General features: G+C 68.5%; 20 protein-coding genes and 1 pseudogene. 4 read left to right on the top strand and 17 right to left on the bottom strand.

The window, feature by feature from the left end; all coding sequences use genetic code 11:
* Positions 1-260: 260 nt before the first annotated feature.
* Both ACFYO0_RS37745 and ACFYO0_RS37740 read right to left on the bottom strand, forming a co-directional pair.
* Positions 261-554 (bottom strand): DUF3039 domain-containing protein, encoded by a 294-nt coding sequence (locus ACFYO0_RS37745; protein ID WP_165263639.1) that lies wholly within the window; start codon positions 552-554, stop codon positions 261-263.
* Positions 555-583: 29 nt separating this feature from the next.
* Positions 584-1,156, bottom strand: coding sequence for a YqgE/AlgH family protein (locus ACFYO0_RS37740; RefSeq protein ID WP_344387269.1), 573 nt, complete (start codon positions 1,154-1,156; stop codon positions 584-586).
* Positions 1,157-1,447: 291 nt separating this feature from the next.
* Here ACFYO0_RS37740 and murA point away from each other — a divergent pair, with 291 nt between their 5' ends.
* On the top strand, positions 1,448-2,794 hold the full coding sequence (gene murA / locus ACFYO0_RS37735; RefSeq protein WP_388685444.1) for a UDP-N-acetylglucosamine 1-carboxyvinyltransferase: 1,347 nt from the start codon (positions 1,448-1,450) through the stop codon (positions 2,792-2,794).
* A gap of 172 nt (positions 2,795-2,966) precedes the next feature.
* On the opposite strand, the gene ACFYO0_RS37730 is transcribed toward murA, so the two are convergent.
* The 9 genes from ACFYO0_RS37730 to ACFYO0_RS37690 form a co-directional block, all read right to left on the bottom strand.
* Positions 2,967-3,248: an HU family DNA-binding protein gene (locus ACFYO0_RS37730; RefSeq protein WP_054220032.1), complete on the bottom strand. Its 282-nt coding sequence runs from the start codon at positions 3,246-3,248 to the stop codon at positions 2,967-2,969.
* Positions 3,249-3,670: 422 nt separating this feature from the next.
* Positions 3,671-5,104, bottom strand: coding sequence for an NAD-dependent malic enzyme (locus ACFYO0_RS37725; RefSeq protein ID WP_388685441.1), 1,434 nt, complete (start codon positions 5,102-5,104; stop codon positions 3,671-3,673).
* A 396-nt stretch (positions 5,105-5,500) separates the two neighbouring features.
* Positions 5,501-8,068 carry a HelD family protein gene (locus tag ACFYO0_RS37720; protein WP_388685439.1) on the bottom strand — a complete coding sequence of 856 codons (2,568 nt, stop codon included), beginning with the start codon at positions 8,066-8,068 and terminating at the stop codon, positions 5,501-5,503.
* Between the two features lie 91 nt (positions 8,069-8,159).
* Complete coding sequence (locus ACFYO0_RS37715) at positions 8,160-8,936, bottom strand: anti-sigma factor family protein (RefSeq protein WP_388685438.1); 777 nt, start codon at positions 8,934-8,936, stop codon at positions 8,160-8,162.
* A gap of 38 nt (positions 8,937-8,974) precedes the next feature.
* On the bottom strand, positions 8,975-9,496 hold the full coding sequence (locus ACFYO0_RS37710) for a sigma-70 family RNA polymerase sigma factor (RefSeq protein ID WP_037675339.1): 522 nt from the start codon (positions 9,494-9,496) through the stop codon (positions 8,975-8,977).
* Positions 9,497-9,948: 452 nt separating this feature from the next.
* Positions 9,949-10,551 (bottom strand): CGNR zinc finger domain-containing protein, encoded by a 603-nt coding sequence (locus tag ACFYO0_RS37705; RefSeq protein WP_388685436.1) that lies wholly within the window; start codon positions 10,549-10,551, stop codon positions 9,949-9,951.
* 119 nt (positions 10,552-10,670) lie between these two features.
* Positions 10,671-11,831, bottom strand: coding sequence for a uroporphyrinogen-III synthase (locus tag ACFYO0_RS37700; RefSeq protein ID WP_388685434.1), 1,161 nt, complete (start codon positions 11,829-11,831; stop codon positions 10,671-10,673).
* Positions 11,832-11,966: 135 nt separating this feature from the next.
* Positions 11,967-13,349 (bottom strand): nitrate/nitrite transporter, encoded by a 1,383-nt coding sequence (locus tag ACFYO0_RS37695; RefSeq protein WP_388685432.1) that lies wholly within the window; start codon positions 13,347-13,349, stop codon positions 11,967-11,969.
* Positions 13,350-13,680: 331 nt separating this feature from the next.
* A complete protein-coding gene (locus tag ACFYO0_RS37690; RefSeq protein ID WP_388685430.1) occupies positions 13,681-14,412 on the bottom strand; it encodes an SDR family NAD(P)-dependent oxidoreductase in 732 nt (243 codons plus the stop codon).
* An 87-nt stretch (positions 14,413-14,499) separates the two neighbouring features.
* Between ACFYO0_RS37690 and ACFYO0_RS37685 the strand changes: the two genes are divergently transcribed.
* Positions 14,500-15,096, top strand: a complete 597-nt coding sequence (locus ACFYO0_RS37685; protein WP_388685428.1) for a TetR/AcrR family transcriptional regulator — start codon at positions 14,500-14,502, stop codon at positions 15,094-15,096.
* Positions 15,097-15,222: 126 nt separating this feature from the next.
* Here the strand turns inward: ACFYO0_RS37685 and ACFYO0_RS37680 are convergent.
* From ACFYO0_RS37680 to ACFYO0_RS37670, 3 genes and pseudogenes are all read right to left on the bottom strand, one after another.
* Positions 15,223-15,321, bottom strand: a pseudogene (locus ACFYO0_RS37680) (IS5/IS1182 family transposase); the annotation flags it as partial.
* Between the two features lie 46 nt (positions 15,322-15,367).
* On the bottom strand, positions 15,368-16,369 hold the full coding sequence (locus tag ACFYO0_RS37675; RefSeq protein ID WP_388685426.1) for a hypothetical protein: 1,002 nt from the start codon (positions 16,367-16,369) through the stop codon (positions 15,368-15,370).
* 102 nt (positions 16,370-16,471) lie between these two features.
* Positions 16,472-16,927, bottom strand: coding sequence for an ATP-binding protein (locus tag ACFYO0_RS37670; protein WP_388685423.1), 456 nt, complete (start codon positions 16,925-16,927; stop codon positions 16,472-16,474).
* Positions 16,928-17,160: 233 nt separating this feature from the next.
* Here ACFYO0_RS37670 and ACFYO0_RS37665 point away from each other — a divergent pair, with 233 nt between their 5' ends.
* A complete protein-coding gene (locus ACFYO0_RS37665; protein ID WP_388685421.1) occupies positions 17,161-18,015 on the top strand; it encodes a helix-turn-helix domain-containing protein in 855 nt (284 codons plus the stop codon).
* Positions 18,016-18,028: 13 nt separating this feature from the next.
* Positions 18,029-18,223 (top strand): DUF397 domain-containing protein, encoded by a 195-nt coding sequence (locus ACFYO0_RS37660; protein WP_388685418.1) that lies wholly within the window; start codon positions 18,029-18,031, stop codon positions 18,221-18,223.
* 223 nt (positions 18,224-18,446) lie between these two features.
* Here the strand turns inward: ACFYO0_RS37660 and ACFYO0_RS37655 are convergent, their stop codons facing one another.
* From ACFYO0_RS37655 to ACFYO0_RS37645, 3 genes are all read right to left on the bottom strand, one after another.
* Positions 18,447-19,484 (bottom strand): hypothetical protein, encoded by a 1,038-nt coding sequence (locus tag ACFYO0_RS37655; RefSeq protein WP_388685416.1) that lies wholly within the window; start codon positions 19,482-19,484, stop codon positions 18,447-18,449.
* Positions 19,481-20,143: a hypothetical protein gene (locus ACFYO0_RS37650; protein WP_388685413.1), complete on the bottom strand. Its 663-nt coding sequence runs from the start codon at positions 20,141-20,143 to the stop codon at positions 19,481-19,483. Before ACFYO0_RS37650 ends, ACFYO0_RS37655 begins: the two co-directional genes overlap by 4 nt.
* Before the next feature lie 482 nt (positions 20,144-20,625).
* Positions 20,626-21,258, bottom strand: a complete 633-nt coding sequence (locus tag ACFYO0_RS37645; protein WP_388685411.1) for a TetR/AcrR family transcriptional regulator — start codon at positions 21,256-21,258, stop codon at positions 20,626-20,628.
* Between the last annotated feature and the right edge of the window lie 101 nt (positions 21,259-21,359).

Genomic DNA, 21,359 nt, shown 5'->3' with positions numbered 1-21,359 from the left:
TCCTCCGAAAGGGCGAGTGTTGCAACATGCGCAATGCTTGTTTCACTCTGCACAACACAACGGAGGCTAGGAGTTCATGGACATGCAAACAAGACCAACCAAGAGGTCTCTACCACTCTGTGACCGCCGAAAGCGCCCTGTGCAACGGCCCTGGACACACAACCCGGACACAACGAGGCCGCGGCACCCGCACTCGGGTGCCGCGGCCTCATCAGGCATGCCGGGCTACGCGACGAACCGTCGCCGAAGGAAAACGGGCGTTACTTGTCGCCGCCCTTGCCCTGGTCTCCCCCGGAGCCCATGGACTCGTAGATCTCCTTGCACATGGGACACACGGGATACTTCTTCGGATCGCGGCCCGGGACCCACACCTTGCCGCAGAGCGCGACGACAGGCGTGCCGTCCAGCGCGCTCGCCATGATCTTGTCCTTCTGGACGTAATGGGCGAAGCGCTCGTGGTCACCGTCGCCGTGCGAGGTCTGCGGCGCCGGCTCGACCAGGGTCCCCGTACCAGTCCCGCGCTGAGGCTGGGTCTCAGGCTCAAGAGTGCTCATGACTGCAAGGGTACTGAAGCTCACAGGCATCAGTTGAGCGAAGGGTCATCCGGGTACGTGGCCACCATCGCCAGCTCGTTGCGCTGCCTGCGGAGCACCTCGCGCCACAGCCGTTCCGGAGAAGGGGAGGAGACGTCGCCGGGCTCGGACTCGACCACGTACCAGGCTCCCTCGACCAGTTCGTCCTCCAGCTGGCCCGGGCCCCAACCGGCGTACCCGGCGAAGATCCGCAGACTGCCGACGGCCGAGGCGAGCAGCTCCGGCGGGGCCTCCAGGTCCACGAGCCCGATCGCGCCGTGCACCCGGCGCCAGCCGAGCGGTGCACGCTCCCCCAAGGAGCCGCCGGGGATGACCGCGACGCCGAGCGCCGAGTCGAGCGAGACCGGCCCGCCCTGGAAGACGACGCCGGGCTCACCTGCGAGGTCCGCCCAGCCCTCGAGGATGTCGCCGACGTCCACCGGGGTGGGGCGGTTGAGGACGACACCCAGGGAACCCTCCTCGTCGTGGTCGAGGAGCAGCACCACAGCGCGGTCGAAGTTCGGGTCCGCCAGGGCGGGAGTGGCCACGAGCAGCCGCCCTGTGAGCGAGGACACCTCGGTCATGCCAGACATGATCCCGCATCTTCCCTCTGGGAGGGGAGGCATTGCCAATGCAGAGGTGAAGGCAGCTCAGGGCGTACAGAAGCAAGCAGAGCGCACGGCCGCGCCAGTGACCCCGCGTACCCGCCGGAGAACCGTTCGTGTTGTGGCAAAGCTATGACGGAGCTGAGCCGCACTTGGGCTACCGATACCGGGGTAGGCGGCCATTACGCTTGCTTCTCCGGTTCACCGGCCGCCCAGCGAACCTGTCCCTGTGAACCTGCCCCTGTCCAACTTCATCGGAACGCGAGATACATGACCGTCAACGGTTCAGACGACGTCCTGCTTGTCCACGGCGGAACCCCGCTGGAGGGTGAGATCCGTGTTCGTGGTGCGAAGAACCTCGTACCGAAGGCCATGGTCGCCGCCCTGCTCGGCAGCGCTCCGAGTCGGCTGCGCAATGTGCCCGACATCCGCGACGTACGCGTCGTACGCGGGCTGCTGCAGCTGCACGGAGTGACGGTCCGGCCGGGAGAGGAACCGGGCGAGCTGATCCTGGACCCCTCGCACGTGGAGAGCGCGAACGTCGCGGACATCGACGCGCACGCGGGCTCCTCTCGCATCCCGATCCTGTTCTGCGGACCGCTGCTGCACCGTCTCGGCCACGCGTTCATCCCGGGCCTGGGCGGCTGTGACATCGGCGGCCGGCCGATCGACTTCCACTTCGAGGTGCTGCGGCAGTTCGGCGCGAAGATCGAGAAGCGGGCGGACGGCCAGTACCTGGAGGCTCCGCAGCGGCTGCGCGGCACGAAGATCACGCTGCCGTACCCGTCCGTGGGCGCGACCGAGCAGGTGCTGCTGACGGCCGTCCTCGCGGAGGGCGTCACGGAGCTCTCGAACGCGGCCGTGGAGCCGGAGATCGAGGACCTCATCTGCGTCCTGCAGAAAATGGGCGCCATCATCGCGATGGACACCGACCGCACCATCCGCGTCACGGGCGTGGACAAGCTCGGCGGCTACACCCACGCGGCCCTTCCGGACCGCCTGGAGGCCGCCTCGTGGGCTTCCGCGGCCCTGGCGACCGAAGGCAACATCTACGTCCGCGGTGCCCAGCAGCGCTCGATGATGTCGTTCCTGAACACCTACCGGAAGGTCGGTGGCGCGTTTGAGATCGACGACGAGGGCATCCGCTTCTGGCACCCCGGCGGCCAGCTGAAGTCCATCGCGCTGGAGACGGACGTGGCCCCCGGCTTCCAGACCGACTGGCAGCAGCCGCTCGTCGTCGCCCTGACGCAGGCGACGGGCCTGTCGATCGTCCACGAGACGGTGTACGAGTCCCGCCTCGGCTTCACCTCCGCCCTGAACCAGATGGGCGCGCACATCCAGCTCTACCGCGAGTGCCTCGGCGGCTCCAACTGCCGCTTCGGCCAGCGCAACTTCCTGCACTCCGCGGTCGTCTCGGGCCCGACGAAGCTCCAGGGCGCCGACCTGGTCATCCCCGACCTCCGCGGCGGCTTCTCGTACCTCATCGCGGCCCTGGCGGCCCAGGGCACGTCCCGGGTCCACGGCATCGACCTGATCAACCGCGGTTACGAGAACTTCATGGAGAAGCTGGGGGACCTGGGCGCGAAGGTGGAACTGCCGGGCAAGGCGCTCGGCTAGCCAAAAGCAGCCCGGCATGGGGGTCCCCCGCTCGAGCGAAGCCGAGAGTGGGGGAGTTCGAGGCCACTTGTGAGCGCGCGACGACGATGGGGCGGCACCCGGACTTCCGGGTGCCGCCCCATTCGCATTGCCTAGGCGCCATACACCGTCCATGACGGTGTAGACGGCAAGGTCACTGGCCCTTTGCGGCTTCCTTCAGCTTGCTTCCAGCGGAGACCTTCACGCTGTAGCCGGCCGGGATCTGGATCGGGTCGCCGGTCTGCGGGTTGCGCGCGGTGCGAGCGGCACGGTGGGTGCGCTCGAAGGTCAGGAAGCCGGGGATGGTGACCTTCTCGTCGCCCTTCGCGACAATCTCGCCGACGGTCTCGGCGAACGCGGCCAGAACGGCGTCGGCGTCCTTGCGGGTCACCTCGGCGCGGTCGGCCAGCGCGGCCACCAGCTCACTGCGGTTCATGTTGTTACTCCCGTGTTCTTCTTGCCGTTGAGGCGTGCCACGCGGCGGAGCCGCATGATGAGCACCAGCGGAGCCGATGCTGCCAGGGTCCTCGGTCGGTCCCCGGACCCGGGTCCAAAGCCAGACCCTCGCGCCCAGAGACGCATCCTGCCCGCACCTGCGGCGGGAAAGCCAATCCGGCGCCCCTGGGAGTCACACGAAAAGCGCCACAGCCGCGAAACGGCGACGCTCCGTCTGCTCCCGGCAGCAGATCGCAGGGCCTGCAAGGCCTGAGCCTGGCCGCAACCCTAGGGGCGGCCAGGGACAGCGGGTCCCACGACGCGCCGTATCCGGGCCGCCGTGGCGACCATCACAGCGTACGACGCAGCCGGACCGGGCCAATCCGCTCGGGTCAGCCTGTGTTCGGCTTGGGTCACGGCGGCTCAGGCCGTCGTGCTGCCCGTGACCGCCGCGCCCGCCGCCTTCGCCGCGTTGCGCACCGCTCCCGCGACCGCCCCGGCGACCTTGTCGTTGAAGACGCTCGGGATGATGTAGTTCGGGTTCAGCTCGTCCTCGGTCACCACGTCCGCGAGGGCCGTCGCGGCGGCCAGCATCATCTCCGTGTTGACCGTGCGGGACTGGGCGTCCAGGAGGCCGCGGAAGACGCCCGGGAAGACCAGCACGTTGTTGATCTGGTTCGGGAAGTCGGAGCGGCCCGTGGCCACGACCGCCGCCGTCTGGCGGGCGACCGCCGGGTCGACCTCGGGGTCGGGGTTCGCGAGCGCGAACACGATCGCACCCTCGGCCATCGCCGCCACGTCGTCGCCGTCCAGCACATTGGGCGCCGATACACCGATGAACACGTCGGATCCGCGCACGGCTTCCTTCAACGTGCCCGTGACACCCTCGGGGTTGGTGTTGTCGGCGATCCATCGCAGTGGCGAATCGGGCGCGGCCTGCATCAGGTCCTCGCGGCCTGCGTGGACGACACCGTGGATGTCGGCGACGACGGCGTGCTTGACGCCCGCCGCGATCAGCAGCTTGAGGATGGCCGTACCGGCCGCCCCCGCGCCGGACATGACGACGCGGATGTCGCCGATCGCCTTGCCCGCGACGCGCAGCGCGTTCGTCAGGGCGGCGAGTACGACGATGGCGGTGCCGTGCTGGTCGTCGTGGAAGACGGGGATGTCGAGGGCCTCGCGCAGGCGGGCCTCGATCTCGAAGCAGCGCGGAGCCGAGATGTCCTCGAGGTTGATGCCCGCGAAGCCCGGCGCGATGGCCTTGACGATCTCGACGATCGCGTCCGTGTCCTGGGTGTCCAGGCACAGCGGCCAGGCGTCGATGCCGGCGAAGCGTTTGAAGAGGGCCGCCTTGCCCTCCATCACGGGCAGGGCCGCCTTGGGCCCTATGTTGCCGAGGCCCAGCACCGCCGAACCGTCCGTCACCACCGCGACCGAGTTGCGCTTGATGGTCAGTCGGCGGGCGTCCTCGGGGTTCTCGGCGATCGCCATGCAGACGCGGGCCACACCCGGCGTATAGATCATCGAGAGGTCGTCACGGTTGCGGATCGGGTGCTTGGACTGCATCTCGATCTTGCCGCCGAGGTGCATCAGGAACGTACGGTCGGACACCTTGCCGAGCGTGACTCCCTCGATGCCGCGCAGCTGCTCGACGATCTCGTCCGCGTGCGCCGTCGACGTCGCCGCGATGGTGACGTCGATCCGGAGCTTCTCGTGGCCGGACGCCGTGACGTCGAGGCCGGTCACCGAGCCTCCGTGGGACTCGACGGCTCCGGTGAGCTGGGAGACCGCGGTTCCGCTCGCGGGCACCTCCAGCCGGACCGTCATCGAGTAGGAGACGCTGGGCGCCGTTGCCATGGCCGACTTCCTCTGCTTTCACCGTGTTCGCTGTGTGTCGCTCGTATGCCGTCCGATCGTCGCACCTACCGCGGAGTACACGGTAGCCACCCCGGGTTGCGAACGTTTTGTTCGCGCAGGTGGCACGGGGTGCCAGGGAAATTCCGGCGTACTTGGGACAGGAAAAGGGGCCTGTGTCACCAGGTGACACAGGCCCCTTGTACCTCTCACACATTCAATGGCACCGACCCGCCATGCTCGCCTCGCGGCAAGTGGTCGCTCGAAGCGACGAAGGTTGGGCCCGGGGGCTTGGATCGGGTCGGTGCCTCATCCACCGTAACAAAGGATCCCCTCAAGGCAATTCCCGTCCCGAGAGTTCATTTCCGGGCCACGGGAAATGCCGCGGGGTCGGACCCGTCAGTCGCGCAGTAGGTCGGGCACTCCGTTCGCGTCGTGCTCGTCGCGGTCCTGTGAGACGACGGTGAGCTGCTGGGTGGCCCGGGTCAGGGCGACGTACAGCACGCGCAGTCCGGCCGGCGACTCGTCGGCGATCTCCGCGGGCGAGACGACGACGGTCGCGTCGTACTCCAGTCCCTTGGCCTCCAGGCTCCCGAGGGCCACGACGCGATCGCCGAGCCCGGCCAGCCACCGGGCGGCTTCCGCGCGCCGGTTCATGGCGACGACTACGCCGACCGTGCCGTCGACCCGGTCGAGCAGCCGCGCGGCCTCCTCCCGGACGGTCCGCGCGAGCCCGTCCCGTGCGACGGTGCTGCGTCCATTGTTCGTCGTCACAAAACGTGGCTCCACGCCCGTCGACCGAACGGCGGACGGGGACGACGAGCCGGGCATGGCCAGCGCCAGCACGCGCGCGGCCAGTTCGGCGATCTCGGCCGGGTTGCGGTAGTTGACCGTGAGCGTGAAGCGGCGGCGTGGGCGGGTGCCGAGGGCCTCGTCTCGGGCCTCGGCGGCCTCGTCCGGGTCCGACCACGAGGACTGGGCGGGGTCGCCCACGACCGTCCAGGTGGCGTGCCGGCCGCGGCGGCCGATCATGCGCCACTGCATGGGGGTCAGGTCCTGCGCCTCGTCAACGATGACGTGTGCGTACTCGGTACGTTCCTGGGCCAGCCGTTCGGCGCGCTCGCGCTGTGACTCCTCGCGGGCCGGCATCAGCTCCTCCAGGCCGGTGAGCTGGTCGAGCGGGTCCACCTCGCGCTTCTTGCGGGGGCGGGCCGGTGTGCCGAGGATCGCCTGGAGTTCGTCGAGCATCGCCACGTCGTGCACGGAGAGCCCGTCGCGCCCGAGCGAGCGGGCGACGCGGCGCACCTCACCGGGGTTGAGGATCCGCCGGGCCCAGCGTCCGAGCCGCTTCTCGTCGGCCATCGCGGCCAGTACGGCGCGCGGTGTCAGCTCGGGCCACCAGGCGTCCAGAAACGCGATGAAGCTGTCCTCGGAGCTGATGTCCTCGTCGAACGACGACCGCAGCTCGGCGGCCAGCTCCGGGTCGCTGTGCCGGGATCCGGCGCCGGACTGCTCCCACAAGGCGTCGAGCAGCAGTTTGCGGGCGCGCGGACGCAGCAGGTTCACGGGCGCGGTGCCGGACAGGGCGGTACGCCGGATGCGGTCGAGCTCGTCGGCCTCCAGTTCGAGGCGGCGCCCGAAGGCGACGACGCGGAGGCGGGTGGTCGGGAGGGCGGGGGCCTGCGCCCCGTCGTCACCGAAGTCGCCATCGCCGAAGTCGTCGCCGAAGGCAAGCTGTTCCGCGTCGGCGTTCCGCGAGCGTCCGGGCGCGCCACCCGTGCCGGGCGCGCGCTGGTTCACGCGTCCCTGGCCGCGTGCCCGCGAAGCCGCGCCGTTTCCGTCCCGTGCGGAGCGCGAGAACGCGTCGCCGCGCCCGCCGGACTCAGCAGCGGGGCCCGCCTCACCCGCCGTCTCCAGCGCCCCCCGCGCCGCCTTCCGCAGCACCTTCAGCATCCTGTACGAGCCCTTGGCGCGGGCCACCGCCGGTGAGTCGTACAGCGTGGCCTCGGCCCCGTCGACGAGGGAGCCGACCGCGCGGATGGCGACCTGCCCCTCCTCGCCGAGGGACGGCAGGACGCCCTCGGTGTACGCCACCAGCAGCGGCGTGGGCGAGACGATCAGGATGCCGCCCGCGTACCGGCGGCGGTCCTGGTAGAGGAGGTACGCGGCCCGGTGCAGGGCCACGGCGGTCTTGCCGGTGCCGGGGCCGCCCTCCACGTACGTCACCGAAGCGGCGGGCGCCCGGATGACCTGGTCCTGCTCGGCCTGGATGGAGGCGACGATGTCCCGCATGGTGTGGCCGCGGGCCTGGCCGAGCGCGGCCATCAGCGCGCCGTCGCCCACGACGGGCAGCTCGTGCCCGTCGAGGAAGGCGGCCAGCTCGGGTCGCATCAGGTCGTCCTCGACACCCAGTACGCGACGGCCCTTGGAGCGGATGACCCGGCGGCGTACGACCCGTCCCGGATCGACCGGTGTCGAGCGGTAGAAGGGCGCGGCGGCCGGCGCCCGCCAGTCGATGACCAGCGGGGAGTAGTCCGCGTCGAGGACGCCGATCCGCCCGATGTGCAACGTTTCCGCGATGTCCGCTGTGTTGTCGGACCGTATGGCCCCCTCGGCGGGCTCGACCGCCGTGTAGGCGCCGTCCGGACCCTTCTTGCCGTCCTTGCCGGCCAGCAGGTCGATCCGTCCGAAGAGGAAGTCCTCGAACTCGTTGTTCAGGCGGTTGAGGTGGATCCCCGCACGGAACACCTGAGCGTCCCGCTCGGCCAGCGCGCCCGGCGTGCCGACCTGACCGCGCTTGGCCGCGTCGTTCATCAGGAACTCCGCCTCGTGGATCTTCTCCTCGAGGCGTCGGTACACCCGGTCAAGGTGTTCCTGTTCGACCCCGATCTCCCGTTCCCGAACGGAGTCGTGGGCAGATGTGTCGACCGAACCGAGCGCGGCTTCCTGCTGAACCTGAGCGGCCACCGGGCCCCCTTCTGACGTGCATGGCAGCCGTCAACCGTACGCGAAGGGGGCCCCGGAAGCTACGTATGCGCTCGCGGCTCGCGCAGTTCCGTCACGCGTCCACCTGCACCAGACGCGTGCCCTCGAACGTGACGACCTCGAAGTGGTCGATCTCGTTCGGTGTCATGGCTGCTCCGCCGTGGACGTACAGCGGTTTCTTCGCCTTCTCGTTGGTGCTGCTCTCGATGCCGTAACCCCACTTGGGGACGGACCAGGAGCTCACCGTCTCGCGCTCGCCGTTCTTGCCGACGGCGACGAGGGAGCACTTCTCCGGGCCCTTGAGGTTCTTCAGTTCCAGGACCGCGTGGGTACCCCAGGCCTTGTCCTCCATGCCGACCGTGGCGCTGACCTTGGTGGTCGGGTCGGTGGCGGAGACCTTGTCCTTCATGTCGTGGAAGAAGGCGTCCTCGGCGGGGCTCGTGGAGCGCGGCGCCGCCTCCACCTTGTTGCTCTCGCCGTCGCCTGTGACCCCGATCGCGGTGACCGGGCCGCCGATGATCAGCGCCGCTGCCGCCGCGACCATGTACATGCCGCGCCGTCGCTTCTGGGCATGGCGCTCCGCGACCTCGTCGACCAGCCGGTTGACCAGACGTGGGCTCGGCTTGGCGGACAGCGATTCGCCTATGGCCGGGGTTCCCTGGGATTCCGGCAGATCCGCGAGGGCGGCGAGCATCGGCTCCATGCCGGCGAGCTCGTCCAGCTGCTGCGCGCACCAGTCGCAGGTCGCGAGGTGGGCCTCGAAGGCGGTCGCCTCGGCGTCGTCGAGGATGCCGAGGGCGTACGCCCCCACGGTTTCGTGCACATCACCCTGACCCTGCGGAGTTTGCATAGGTCCAGGAGTACCCGTTCCGTATCCCCCGTATGTGCTCATGCCGTCACCCCACGCTCTTCCAGCGCCAGCTTCATCGAACGCAAGGCATAGAACACCCGGGAGCGCACGGTGCCGCTGGGTATGCCCAGCGTCTGGGCCGCCTCATTGACGGTACGTCCCTTGAAGTACGTCTCGACCAGGACCTCCCGGTGAGCAGGGGTCAGGTCGTCCAACGCGTCCGACAGTGTCATCAGCCACAACGCCTTGTCGATCTCGTCCTCCGCGGGGATGACCTCCAGCGGCGACGGGTCCACCTCCTGAGGCCGGGCCTGCCGGCTGCGGTGGCCGTCGATGACGATGCGCCGGGCAACCGTCACCAGCCAGGGGCGTACCGAACCGGTAGCTCGGTTGAGCTGACCGGCGTTCTTCCAGGCGCGGATGAGCGTCTCCTGCACAACGTCCTCCGCGCGCTGCCGGTCCCCCGCGACCAGCCGCAGCACATAGGCGAGCAGGGGCCCCGCGTGTTCCCTGTACAGCGCACGCATCAGCTCCTCGTCGGGCTCCGAGGGCTGGGACATGCGATGTCGGGCCCTCGGCGGTCGTTCATCGGCCACGGCGGAATCCTTGCGCACGCCTACCTCCGGTGTCCGGGGGTTCCCCCGAGTCGGTCGCTCTACACCGGGTACGCACACAGGAGTTGGGCTGTTCAACGTGTGACCCAAGTTTCTTCGACCACCCGGGACCAGCCGGACATGGCAGCACATTCCCGTCACTCGGGCTTTACATTTCCGCCACACTGGCAAGATCGCGCCGTTGCCCCGACGGCGACAGGAGGAAACACGTTGTTGCCAATGTCACTAGAAAACAGCGAGCGCAAATGGGACGTACAGGACAGCACCCCATAGGGGCGCGGGGAACTGCGCGACAAGCCACAACGAACCCGCGGTCAGAACACGACCTGTCAGCCCCCTGGCGGAGGTTGGGGGCGCGCCCCCAATTTCGGGAAGGGGCGGGGCCGGGGAAGAAACCCTCACGCCCGGGCAAGCGCCGCCCGCCGCCGATGCCGAGCAACCCTCTCCCGGTTCCCACACGTCTCACTGGAACACCACCGGCGCCGCCGCCCCCGAGACGTATCGAGGTACACGATGGGGCAGTTGTCCCCCTCGCACTGCCGGATGCCCGCCCGGGCAACGGGATCGGTGATCAGCTCCACGGCATCGCGGGCCACAGCGGCAAGGAGCGCGGCGCACGAAGGGGCGCCGTCGAGGGCCCGTACGAGCGAACCCTCGTCGTCCCACACCGCGCGCGGAGCCGGCGGCGGCGCGACACGGGCCAGTTCATTGACGCGTGCCAGCGCGATGCCGAAGGGCCGGGAGTCCCGCGAGGGCTCGCCGCGCACCAAACGCCCGATATGCCCGCGCAGTTCGCGAAAGCCCACCAGCCAGGACGCGTCGGCCGCAACCAGCGGCGTACCCGCAGGAACAAGCCCCGATCCACTGATCCAGGCCCGCAACGGCTCGACCGCGTCAAGCCGTTCCTCGGGATGCGTGGTCGCCAACAGATCCAGACAGATCCGCCCGGAGTCGAACCGCTGCTCGTACGAGGCCGTGGCCGCGGCTGTACCCAATGCCATGTTCCTGTCACCGCCTTGGGGTTACCGCCATAGGGGTCGGTGAGGGTCGTACCCCTACAGTGCCTGCCCGCGAGCGCGGCCGGAACCCCCAGGGCGGCTGACGCGCAGCCGAGGAAGCGTCACACGTCCGCGTACTTCGAGTCCGCCGCCGGGTCGAGGGCGAGCCGGTAACCCCGCTTGACCACGGTCTGGATCAGCTTCGGCACCCCCAGTGCCGTACGCAGCCGGGCCATCGCCGTCTCGACGGCGTGTTCGTCCCGCCCCGCACCGGGCAGCGCCCGCAGCAGTTCGGCGCGGGACACGACCCAGCCCGGCCGCCGGGACAGCGCGCGCAGCAGGGACATCCCGGCCGGCGGTACGGGCCGCAGCGCGCCGTCCACCAGTACCGCGTGCCCGCGGATCTCCACCCGATGGCCCGAGATCGGCAACGTGCGCGCCCGCGAAGGCAGTTCCTGACACAGCACCTGCACGAGGGGGCCGAGCCGGAAGCGCTCCGGCTGGACCGTGTCGATGCCCCGGGCCTGCAACGGCAGCGCGGTGACCGGGCCGACGCAGGCCGCCAGCACGTCGTGGTTGAGGGCGGCGAGCAGCTCGGGCAGCAGCCCACGGTCCTCCGCGCGGCCCAGCAGCGAGGCGGCGGCCGGCGCGCTGGTGAAGGTCAGCGCGTCCAGGCCGCGGCAGACCGTGGCGTCGAGCAGTCGGTCGACGGGGGCGATGTCCTCCGGCGGCATCCACCGGTAGACGGGTACGCCGACGACCTCCGCGCCCGAATCCCGCAGCGCCTCGACGAAGCCGGGCAGCGGCTCGCCGTGCAGCTGGATCGCGATCCGGCGCCCGTCGACCCCCTCGTCCAGCAACCTGTCGAGCACCTCGGCCATGGACTCGGAGGACGGGGACCACTCCTCGGTCAGCCCCTGGGCCCGGATCGCGCCTTTGACCTTGGGGCCGCGGGCGAGCAGTTCGACACCGCGCAGCCGGTCGAGCAGGGCCTCGCCGAGCCCCCAGCCGTCGGCGGCCTCGACCCACCCCCGGAACCCGATCGCCGTGGTGGCAACGACGACGTCCGGCGCCTGGTCGATGAGTTCCTTGGTCGCCGCGAGCAGTTCGCTGTCGTCGGAGAGGGGCACGATGCGCAGGGCCGGAGCGTGCAGAACGGCGGCACCACGCCGCTGGAGCAGTGCACCGAGTTCGTCGGCACGGCGGGCCGCCGTCACGCCGACGGTGAATCCCGCGAGGGGTCCGTGTTCGTGTCGGTCTGGTCGCTGCAGTTCGTCGTGCATCAGCTGTCGTCCCGATGTTGATTCATCCCGCACCGGTCTGTACGTACCGGTCGTGCCCGCCGTACATCAGCGGTCGACCGAGCCTGTCAACGGCTCGTGACAGGCTCGGTTCCGCTTGATGTCGGCAGTGTTACGTCACACCTCCGCGTAGCTGAGCTGCGGCTTTGCCTCAGAGGCTGTGGTGGCCTCGCCCTTGGCGGGCGCCGGGCGGCGAAGGTATACGGCCCAGGTGACCACGAAGCAGACCGCGTAGAAGGCGAGGAAGGCGACGAAGGCGCCGGTTCCGGTGCCCGCGGAGAGGAAGGACTGGCGGAAGGCGAGGTTGATGCCGAGCCCACCGAGCGCGCCCACGGCCCCGATGAGACCCATGGAGGCACCGGACAGACGGCGCCCGTACGCGGCGGCCGCCTCACCATCCAGCCCCATGGCGACAGCCTTGGTCTGGAAGATGCCGGGGATCATCTTGTACGTCGAGCCGTTGCCGAGCCCGGTCAGGACGAACAGCGCGATGAACGCCACGCTGAACAGCGGCAGCGACTCCTCCACAGAGGCCGCGACGATCGCGCCGGTGGCCACCATCATGGCCGCGAAGTTCCACAGGGTGATCTTCGCGCCGCCGAAGCGGTCGGCGAGCCAGCCGCCCAGGGGCCGGATCAGCGAGCCGAGCAGCGGGCCGATGAAGGTGATCGAGGCCGCCTGCAGCGGCGTACGGCCGAACTGCGTCTGCAGCACGAGGCCGAAGGCGAAGCTGTAGCCGATGAAGGAGCCGAAGGTGCCGATGTAGAGGAAGGACATGATCCAGGTGTGTCCGTCCTTCACCGCGTCGACGGCCGCGCCGGTGTCGTTCTTCACCGACGAGATGTTGTTCATGAAGACGGCGGCACAGACGGCGGAGATGATGATGAACGGGATGTAGAGGCCCAGCAGCAGTCGCGGCCCGCCGCTCGCCCCGATGACCGCGAGCCCGACCAGCTGCACCACCGGTACACCGATGTTGCCGCCGCCCGCGTTGAGACCGAGCGCCCAGCCCTTCTTCCGCAGCGGGAAGAAGCTGTTGATGTTGGTCATGGAGGAGGCGAAGTTGCCACCGCCGATGCCCGCGAGCACCGCGCAGGCCATGAACGTGGAGTACGAGGTGCCCGGCTCCATCACGATGTACGCGGCGATGGTCGGGGCGAGCAGCGCACTCGCCGAGAAGATCGTCCAGTTGCGGCCGCCGAAGCGGGCGACGGCGAAGGTGTACGGCACACGCACGATCGAGCCGACCAGGGTCCCCATGGCGACGAGGAAGAACTTGTCGGCGGGGGTGAGCCCGTACTCGGGGCCCATGAAGAGCACCATCACCGACCAGAGGGTCCAGATCGAGAACCCGATGTGCTCCGAGAGCACGGAGAACCAAAGGTTCCGCCGGGCGACCTTCTCGCCGGTCTCTTTCCAGAAGGTCTCGTTCTCCGGATCCCAGTGCTCGATCCAGCGGCCTCCCTTGCTCGATGCGGGGGCTGTACTAGGGGCTGTCATGACGCCTCCACGGTTCTCCGGGCTCAGGTGTCGTACGTGGGGTCCGTACTTGGGTTGATGAGTCCCGAAGGTAGGGATGGCGCGTTTCCGGTCTGTGCCTGTGAGTGACCGCCGGGGAACGTTGCTCTCACGAGGGGGCGGGGGCGGCGGTGAGGTCGCGAGGGGGGACCGCGTGGGTTCGGGGTGCGCCGGGTGGGGATCGTACGGAGCTGATTGCGTTACTGAGGGAGAGTACGTGGCTCGGGGGTGACCGCGTTCAACAAGCGAAGACGCCCCGCCTGTGGGGCGGGGCGTCGGTTCACCCGGTATGCCCACCGCATGAGGGGCACGATCAGACCTGCGCCTGGCCTCCGTCGACGAACCAGTCGGCGCCGTTGACGAAGCTGGAAGCGTCCGAGGCCAGGAACGTCGCCACGGCGGCGATCTCGTCCGGGCGGCCGATCCTGCCGAGCGGCACCTGCGAGGCGAGCTGGTGGTCCGGGCCTACGGCGCCGATCAGGCCCGGGGTCTCGGTCGGGCCGGGGCTCAGCGCGTTCACCCGGAACTTCCGTTCCTGCGCGCTGAGCGCCCAGCTGCGCACCAGGTTGCGCACCGCCGCCTTCGACGCGCCGTAGATTTCCAGGCCCGGTTCGGGGACGAGGGCGCTGGTCGATCCCGTCACTACGATGGAGGCGCCGTCCGACAGCAGGGGCAGCGCCTTCTGCACGGTGAAGATCGTGCCCTTCAGGTTCGTACCGAAGGTGGCGTCGATGGCTTCCTCTGTGATCTCACCGAGACGCTGGGGGACAGCGCTGCCGGCGTTGGCGACGAGCACGTCGATGCGGCCCGCCTGCTCGCGCACGACCGAGTAAAGGTCATCGAGGTCCGTCTGTACCGAAACATCGGTCCTCACACCGGTGGCCGCCGGCCCGATCTCAGCGACGGCCGCGTCGAGCGGCTCCTGACGGCGACCGGCCAGGAACACCCGCGCCCCCTCGGCGGCGAACCGCCTGGCGATGGCGAGCCCAATGCCGCTGTTGGCTCCGGTGACCACTGCCACCTTGCCTGCGAGTACTTCCGTCATGACGGCCCACTCCTCAGTTCTTGACTGGTTCGTCCATAACGCTAGACTGTTATGGACGAACCAGTCAAGAATGGCTAAGCTGTCCTCATGGCACGACCCAGGAAGTTCGACGAGCAGCAGGTGCTGGACACTGCCCGGGAGCGGTTCTGGTCGGGTGGGTACGCCGCCACGCGAATGGAGGACATCGCCGAGGCGACGGGGCTCGGCAAAGGCAGCCTGTACGGCGCGTTCGGCGGAAAGCAGGAACTGTTCCACCGCGTGTTCGACGATTACTGCGGCTCCGCCGTCGATGCTGTGAGCCGGCAGCTGCGCGGCAACGACGCGGACGCCTACGCGCGGCTGTCCGCCCACGTGTACGCGGTGGCGGCGGCGACTGCCGCAGACACCGCCCGCCGCGGATGCCTGCTGGCCAAGGGCGCCGCCGAGCTGGCCGAACACGACGAGACGGTGGCCAAGCGGGCGCGCGCGGCCATCGAGGCGCTGCAGGCGCTACTGGAGGGCGACATCGCAGCCTGTCAGCGCAATGGCGATATTGCCGCGGACGCGGATCCGGGAAAGCTGGCTGCGCTGGTGCTCGCCGTACTGCGCGGCATTGAAGCGCTGGGCAAGGCCGGAGCGAGCGAGGAGACGCTGACCGATATAGCCTCGACAGCCCTTGCTGTACTGCCCCGCCCCGCTCACTGAGCTTCTTCAGTCCGGCCACCGCTCGGGGGATGGCCGAGGGTGCGTGACAGACGAGGCCCCGGGTTGTCGGTGGAGATGTCTGACGTCTCATGACGTCTCATGACGTCTCAACCAAGCAGCCCAGGGGCCTCGTTGATCATCTACCCTGCTGATCCGGTGGGTACGGGCGACGGTCAGGTCGTGGGCACGGCCCGGCAGTGCAGGGGAGCACGCCAGGGCATCCCCATCCACCCTGGAACGGCACCGCTGAAGAAGCTCAATGCTCGGCTGTTCAGTGCTGAGGGGGTTGGGGCTGGCCGTAGGGGTTGTCGGGTTGGGCGTACGGCTGAGGCTGGGGCTGGGCGTAGGGGCCGGGGGCCGGCTGGCCTGCTTGGCCCGGCTGGCTGCCGTACGGTCCGGGGGCGGGGGCTTGCTGACCGCCGTACGGTCCGGGGGCGGGAGCCTGGGCCTGCGGGGCCGCGTAGGGCTGCTGGGGTGCGAAGGGCTGCTGGGGTGCGAAGGGCTGCTGGGGCGCGTACGGCTGCTGGGGTGCGTAGGGCTGCTGCGGCTGGCCGTACGGCTGTCCCGGCTGACCCTGCTGCCGGCCGTATGTCTGCGCCGGCTGACCCTGCTGCTGGCCGGCGAACGGATTGCCCTGCCCCGCCTGTATGTGCTGCTGACCGGCGAACGGATTCGCGTGCCCCGGAAGCTGCGCCCCCGGAGGCAGATACCGCACCCTCCCCGTCTCATCCGCAACGGGCGTGAACCCGGCGGCCTGCAACCGCGCCGCGAACTTGGCGTTCCGCTTCCGCGTGACGACGAACCCGACACCCAGGATCGCCATAAGGAGCACCCACATCCCAATGACGAAGGTGACCCCGTCCCCACTGGCCCGTGCGACCCCGATGGCCATACCGACGGTGACCCCGATGGCCCCGAACCCCATCCGCTTCTCGGCACTCTTGCCGGTGAGATCGAAGTTGATCCGAGCCTTCAGCAGCTCCAGCGCATCAGGTACGAAGGGCGGCAGAGACGTCCCGTCCCCGGCTTGCGGATATTGGGCCCAGTTCTGCGCGGCACGAGTCTGAGCCTGCGGACTGGGATCGGGCACGATGAGCATCTTCAGCGAATTGCCCTGCCCACCCTGCCGAACATCGGCGTACTGATACCCGAACTGCTCCGCAATGAAGGCAAGCCGAGCCAGCTTCTTCACGGACGCCATGGCACTGGTGAGCTCAACGGCATCCCCACCAGCCATGAGCCGAAACATCTTCTGCACCTGCCGCTGACTCACGCCAAACCTTCCCCGTTGCCATCTGTGACCGTCTGTTTGCACTCGCACCCTATAGGCCACGGGAGTTGGGGCACAGGGGCTGCCGCGGACGGCTACTGACTACTACCTCCCGCTCCCTCCCACCTCGAACCACAACAGCTTCCCGGCACCGGGCCCGAGCAGCTCGTCACCAAGGGGCCAGCCGCCCCACGAGCTCGCGTACTCCCGTACCAGGAGCAGCCCGCGCCCACCTTCCGCGTCCGTCGGGGCAGGCGGTGCGACGCGATCACCAGGAGGCTCGTCGAAGGGCGCGGGGATTTGAGGACTGCTGTCCCATACGCCGACCCGCAACCGTCCGTCCCCCGGCGCGGTCAGCCGGAGGGAGGCCGGCCCTTTGGTATGGCGGTAGGCGTTGGTGACCAACTCGGAGGTCAACAGCTCGGTGACGTCGAGGACTTCGGACATTCCGTGTCCGTTGAGCGCAGCCCGCACGGTCATACGTGCGACGCGTGCAGCGCGTGGGTCATGAGGCAGGCGAAGGGCGTACGACCAGGTGTCGGGCGGGGCTACGGTGACCATGAATGCCTCCGGGAGAGAAGGGAGGGGAACTTGAGCTCGCACAACTGCGGCGCCGGGCGGTGGCATTGCCAGGGGTGTGGTGCGCTTCCGGCTTACAGGCGAGGGCAGTTGGGCGGTACGTGACTACCGTAGAGCAAATGGTTAGATGGATCTAACTTTTTGCGCAGGAAGCATCGAAGCTTCACTCGCGTGAGGGAGAAGGGACACCGCGTCGCGGCCAGGAAGGAAACGCTTTGCCACCCACCAGCAATCCGACCCTGAGGCAACGGAGATTCGGCGCCGAGCTGCGCAAACTCCGTGAACGGGCCGGGCTCACAGCCACCGGCGCCGCCGAGCTGCTCGGCGTCAACCAGGCGCGCGTCAGCATGATCGAGACCGGCCGCACACCCATCAGCGCCGACCGGGTTCGCTCCATGGCCAACGTGTACGACTGCTCGGACGACCGGCTCATCGATGCCCTCGTCGCCATGACCGGGCGGCGGACGCGCGGGTGGTGGGAGGAGTACCGCGAGCACCTGCCCGCCGCGCTGATCGACCTCGCCGAACTCGAGCACCACGCCACCGGGCTACGGGCGGCACTCATCGTCCATATCCCGGCCCTGCTCCAGACCACGGACCACGCCCGAACCCTCTTCCAGCAAGTCGCCCCGCCCATGCGCCAGTACGAGATTGAGCACCGCCTCACGTTGCGCATCAAGCGGCAGGGCGTCCTACACCGGAAGGACCCGCCCCCGTACTCGGCGATCATCCACGAGACGGCACTCCGCATGGGCTTCGGCGGCCCTGCCGTCACTCTCGGCCAGCTCAAGCACCTGATCGGCATGAGCGAACTGCCCAATGTCACCGTCAGGGTGGTCCCCTTCGGAGCCGACCACTTCCCGACCACGGGCCAGTCCTTCGACTACGTCGAGGGCCCGGTCCCGCAACTCGACACCGTCCAGCTGGACAACCATCACGGCGCCTGTGAATTCCTCGACGCGGAGGCGCAGTTGAGTAAGTACCGTTCCGTGCTGGACCGCATGGAGTCGTGCGCCCTCAGCCCCGCCAAATCACGCGACTTCATCCACCGCCTCATCCGGGAAACGTGAGAGGGGACCGACTGTGCACACCACCGACTGGCAGAAGTCCACGTACAGCGGCGACGGCTCGAACTGCGTCTACGTCGCTGCCACCTCCACCGGAGCCATCCACCTCCGCGAAAGCGACGAACCCGAGGTCATCCTCATAACAACCCGCCCTCGTCTAGATGACCTGATACGAGCCCTGAAGACCCACCCGTACCCGCGCACCACCTGAACGACTGGAAGGTTTGGACACCCAAACACCGCCCCGGTGTCCCAAACCTTCCAATCACCCAACGATGCCCTCAGCCGGCGCACCGTTTCTCTCCCCGGGACAGGCCACTTGTCAGGCACGAGCCTGAACGGGCGCGCGCTCGTCGGCAGAAGGCCACGGCATCGCGGAGCCAACCATCCCCTCAGAGGGGACAGTTGGCCGCGGCACGGGTCCGTCACCGCGGTCAGCGATTGACGGCCTGAATCTCCTGCACGATCACGTCCTGCTCGGCACCGAACTCACCGTCCGGGAGGGGCTGTTCCGCATCGATACCCGTGCCGACCCAAGAGATCTTCCAAGTGACCGTGGCCGTAAGCGGGTACGTGCCGTCCCCCGAGGAGCGCAGATACTTCACGCCGCACGGCGGCGTCTCGTCGGCCTTGCCCTTGGCATACGGCTCGCCAATCTTGCCGTTGTTGATCTCGCACTCGCCAGAGGCGGGGTAGGTCTCCGCGTCCTCGGTACCGGGGTCGATCTTGAGAGAGACAGGCTCGGCGGTCGTGGTCGCCTGGATGCCGATCACGGGTACGGACGCGGTGACCGAGACGGGCTTGAAGTCGGCGCCGTCCAGCCACGCCCACGTCGGCAGATTGACCTTGGTCGTGCCCTCGGGTGCCAGCGTCACCTCGGTGCCGGGCACCTGGATTTCGGCGTACGCGAGCTGGGCGAGGATCTCGGGAGTGACGGCGTTCTCGATGTTGGCCGGCGGAGGGTCGCCCTCGTCCACCCAGAACGGGGGTTCCTGGCACTTGTCCCAGCCAGGCGGATAGTCCTCGTCGACATACGAGTCCCAGAAATACCCCTCGCCGGTCTTGTCCTTGTTGAAGTCCTTGTACGGCTCGCCGTTGACGTATCGGTTGCGCTGCTCGCTGTCCCATCCGCTGCCGGTCGACCCGGCTTCCCAGATCGGTTCCATCTGCTTCTGGAGCTGTTCGGGCGTGTACTTCGGGGCGTACCAGCAGGGGGGCGGGGTCCAGGACGTGGTGGAGGTAACGGAACCCACCGAGTCGCCGCTGCCGTTCTTCGAGCGGTCGAAGACGACGCCGCCAGCGGTCGCGGAGATGGTGTCACCGTCAGCCTCGCCCGATGGACCGTTGCCGGTTCCACCACCGAATGACCCTCCCCCTGGAGGGGTTGGCTCGGCGTTAGCAATGGGGGCCGAAATCGTACCGATAGAGCCCGCGACCAGCACAACCGCCGCGATGCGGAAGAGTCGACTCATGGCTGGCACCTGTCAGCCCCTCGGGTAGAGACGATCTTCATGAGCTCCCAAACCCCGTCATCGTTCTTCTCCACCTGCGCGCCATAAGCGACGTAGCTCTTCTTGGTGACCTTCGTTTTCTTGATCTCCTTGGTCTTGATGACCTTGCCGAATGCCTTGCTCTCGTCTGCGCAGTAGGTGAGTGAAGCAGTGTCCTTGGAACTCACCGTGACCTGGCGATCGAAGTAGCGCACGCTTCCAGTGATCGTCCAGCCCGCATCCGTGTACGCCTTGACCCACTTCTCGGCGGCTACCGCGGCTTCGCCCTCTGTATAGAACTCCAGGGCGGGCAGCCGTGGGTTCTGGGCAACAATGGCCGCGTCAAGCGCGCGCACGAGCTCGGCGTTGTCCTTGAGGACCGCATTCTGGACAGCGTCATCGGACTGCTCTGGGGTGAAGGTGTGTGTCAGATCCGACGGCAACTCGATCTTCGGGCGCTCGGCAGAGGCGGCCGCACTCGCGCTCGGCGAAGCCGACTCCTTGTCGGCCCCTACATCAGCGCCCGCGATCTTGTCGTTGTCCTTGGAACTGTCGCTGTCGCCGCCGCCACAGGCGGACAGCGTCAAAGCCGCAGCGGCGGTCAGCGTGATCGCTGCGAGCAGGGTGGGGCGGCGGTTCACTAACAACTCCCGGTGGGGCGAGGGTTTATATGAGCGGAGTAACGCTATCGACGCGGCGGTGGGGACACCAGAGCGAACTGCCCCGAGGACAGGTCCGCACGAACCCCAAAGCACCCATAAGCTCACCAAATAGCAGTCGGGGGGCTTCTATTGAGTGATCCGCGGGAAGCGGCACAACTGCCGCCTTGGCCAGTGCAAACCGTCGGATGGCGTCGTCCACCTGGCTCCATCTTCAACGAAGCGGACACAGCTCCGTAACAGACGGCGTCCAGTTGGCCTCCGGGCTGACACTTCGCGATGCCGACTCCTCGTTCCCTCCGATTTGTTGACGGTCGTTCAGGCGTCCCGGACGCGGGCGCCCTGATGCCGGTGACCAGCAACCACCACTCGCCGTCTCAGACGAACTCATACTCGCGAAGAGGGAGGAGCAGAGGGAGGAAACGTGGGCCGACGGCGCACTGTTCCTCCGTGTTGCCCCAGCCCTACATGGTTCGGTATGCCCGGAGAAAGGTCCGCACTCCCTCGACGACGAGTGGCCGGACGCGGGTGTCCTCCGCGGCATTCGCGGAACCGAGCCTGTCCAGCGCGACGCCGAAGGTCAGCGCGAGGAACTGGTCGGCCGCGAGTCGGGGGTCGGGGACGTCGAGCAGCCCGGCCGCGGCGAAGGCGGCGAACCGCTCGGCAATTGCCTCGTCGGGGGTGTCGGCCAGGGGGTTTTCACCCCGGTGCGGCAGGTGGCCGGACTCCGCCCGGACCAGGCGTTGCAGCGTCGCGTACTCCGCCGAGCCGAGCATGTCGGTCGCGATGCGCATCGAGAACGTGACCAGGGCGTCCTCGAGCTCGGCGGCCTCGGCGACGTCGGTGAGGGTGTCGTCGAGGGTGCGCCGGATCGTGGTGATCAGTGACTGGCCGACGGCGTCGACGACTGCTTGCAGCAGCGTCCGCTTGTCGCCGAAGTAGTCGTAGACCGTCCGCTTGGACACCTCGGCCCGGGCGGCGACCGCGTCGACGCTGGACCGGTCGAAGCCGTCGGCGAGGAACAGTTCCCGGGCCGCCGAGAGGATGGCGGCCCGCTTCCGCGCGGACCCCTCGCGCAGTGTCTTCGTGGTCGGCATGGGCACATCTTAACCGTCCTACACTGCACGGTGTAGTGTAATATCCAGCTCATGGTGGCGCGTGCCGTACCCGTACACCCGCTCCGCCCGGCGGAGCCGTG

The organism is Streptomyces sp. NPDC006365, from assembly GCF_042870755.1.
Lineage (GTDB): Bacteria > Actinomycetota > Actinomycetes > Streptomycetales > Streptomycetaceae > Streptomyces > Streptomyces xiangluensis.
This window is presented reverse-complemented; position numbering and strand designations above follow the sequence as displayed.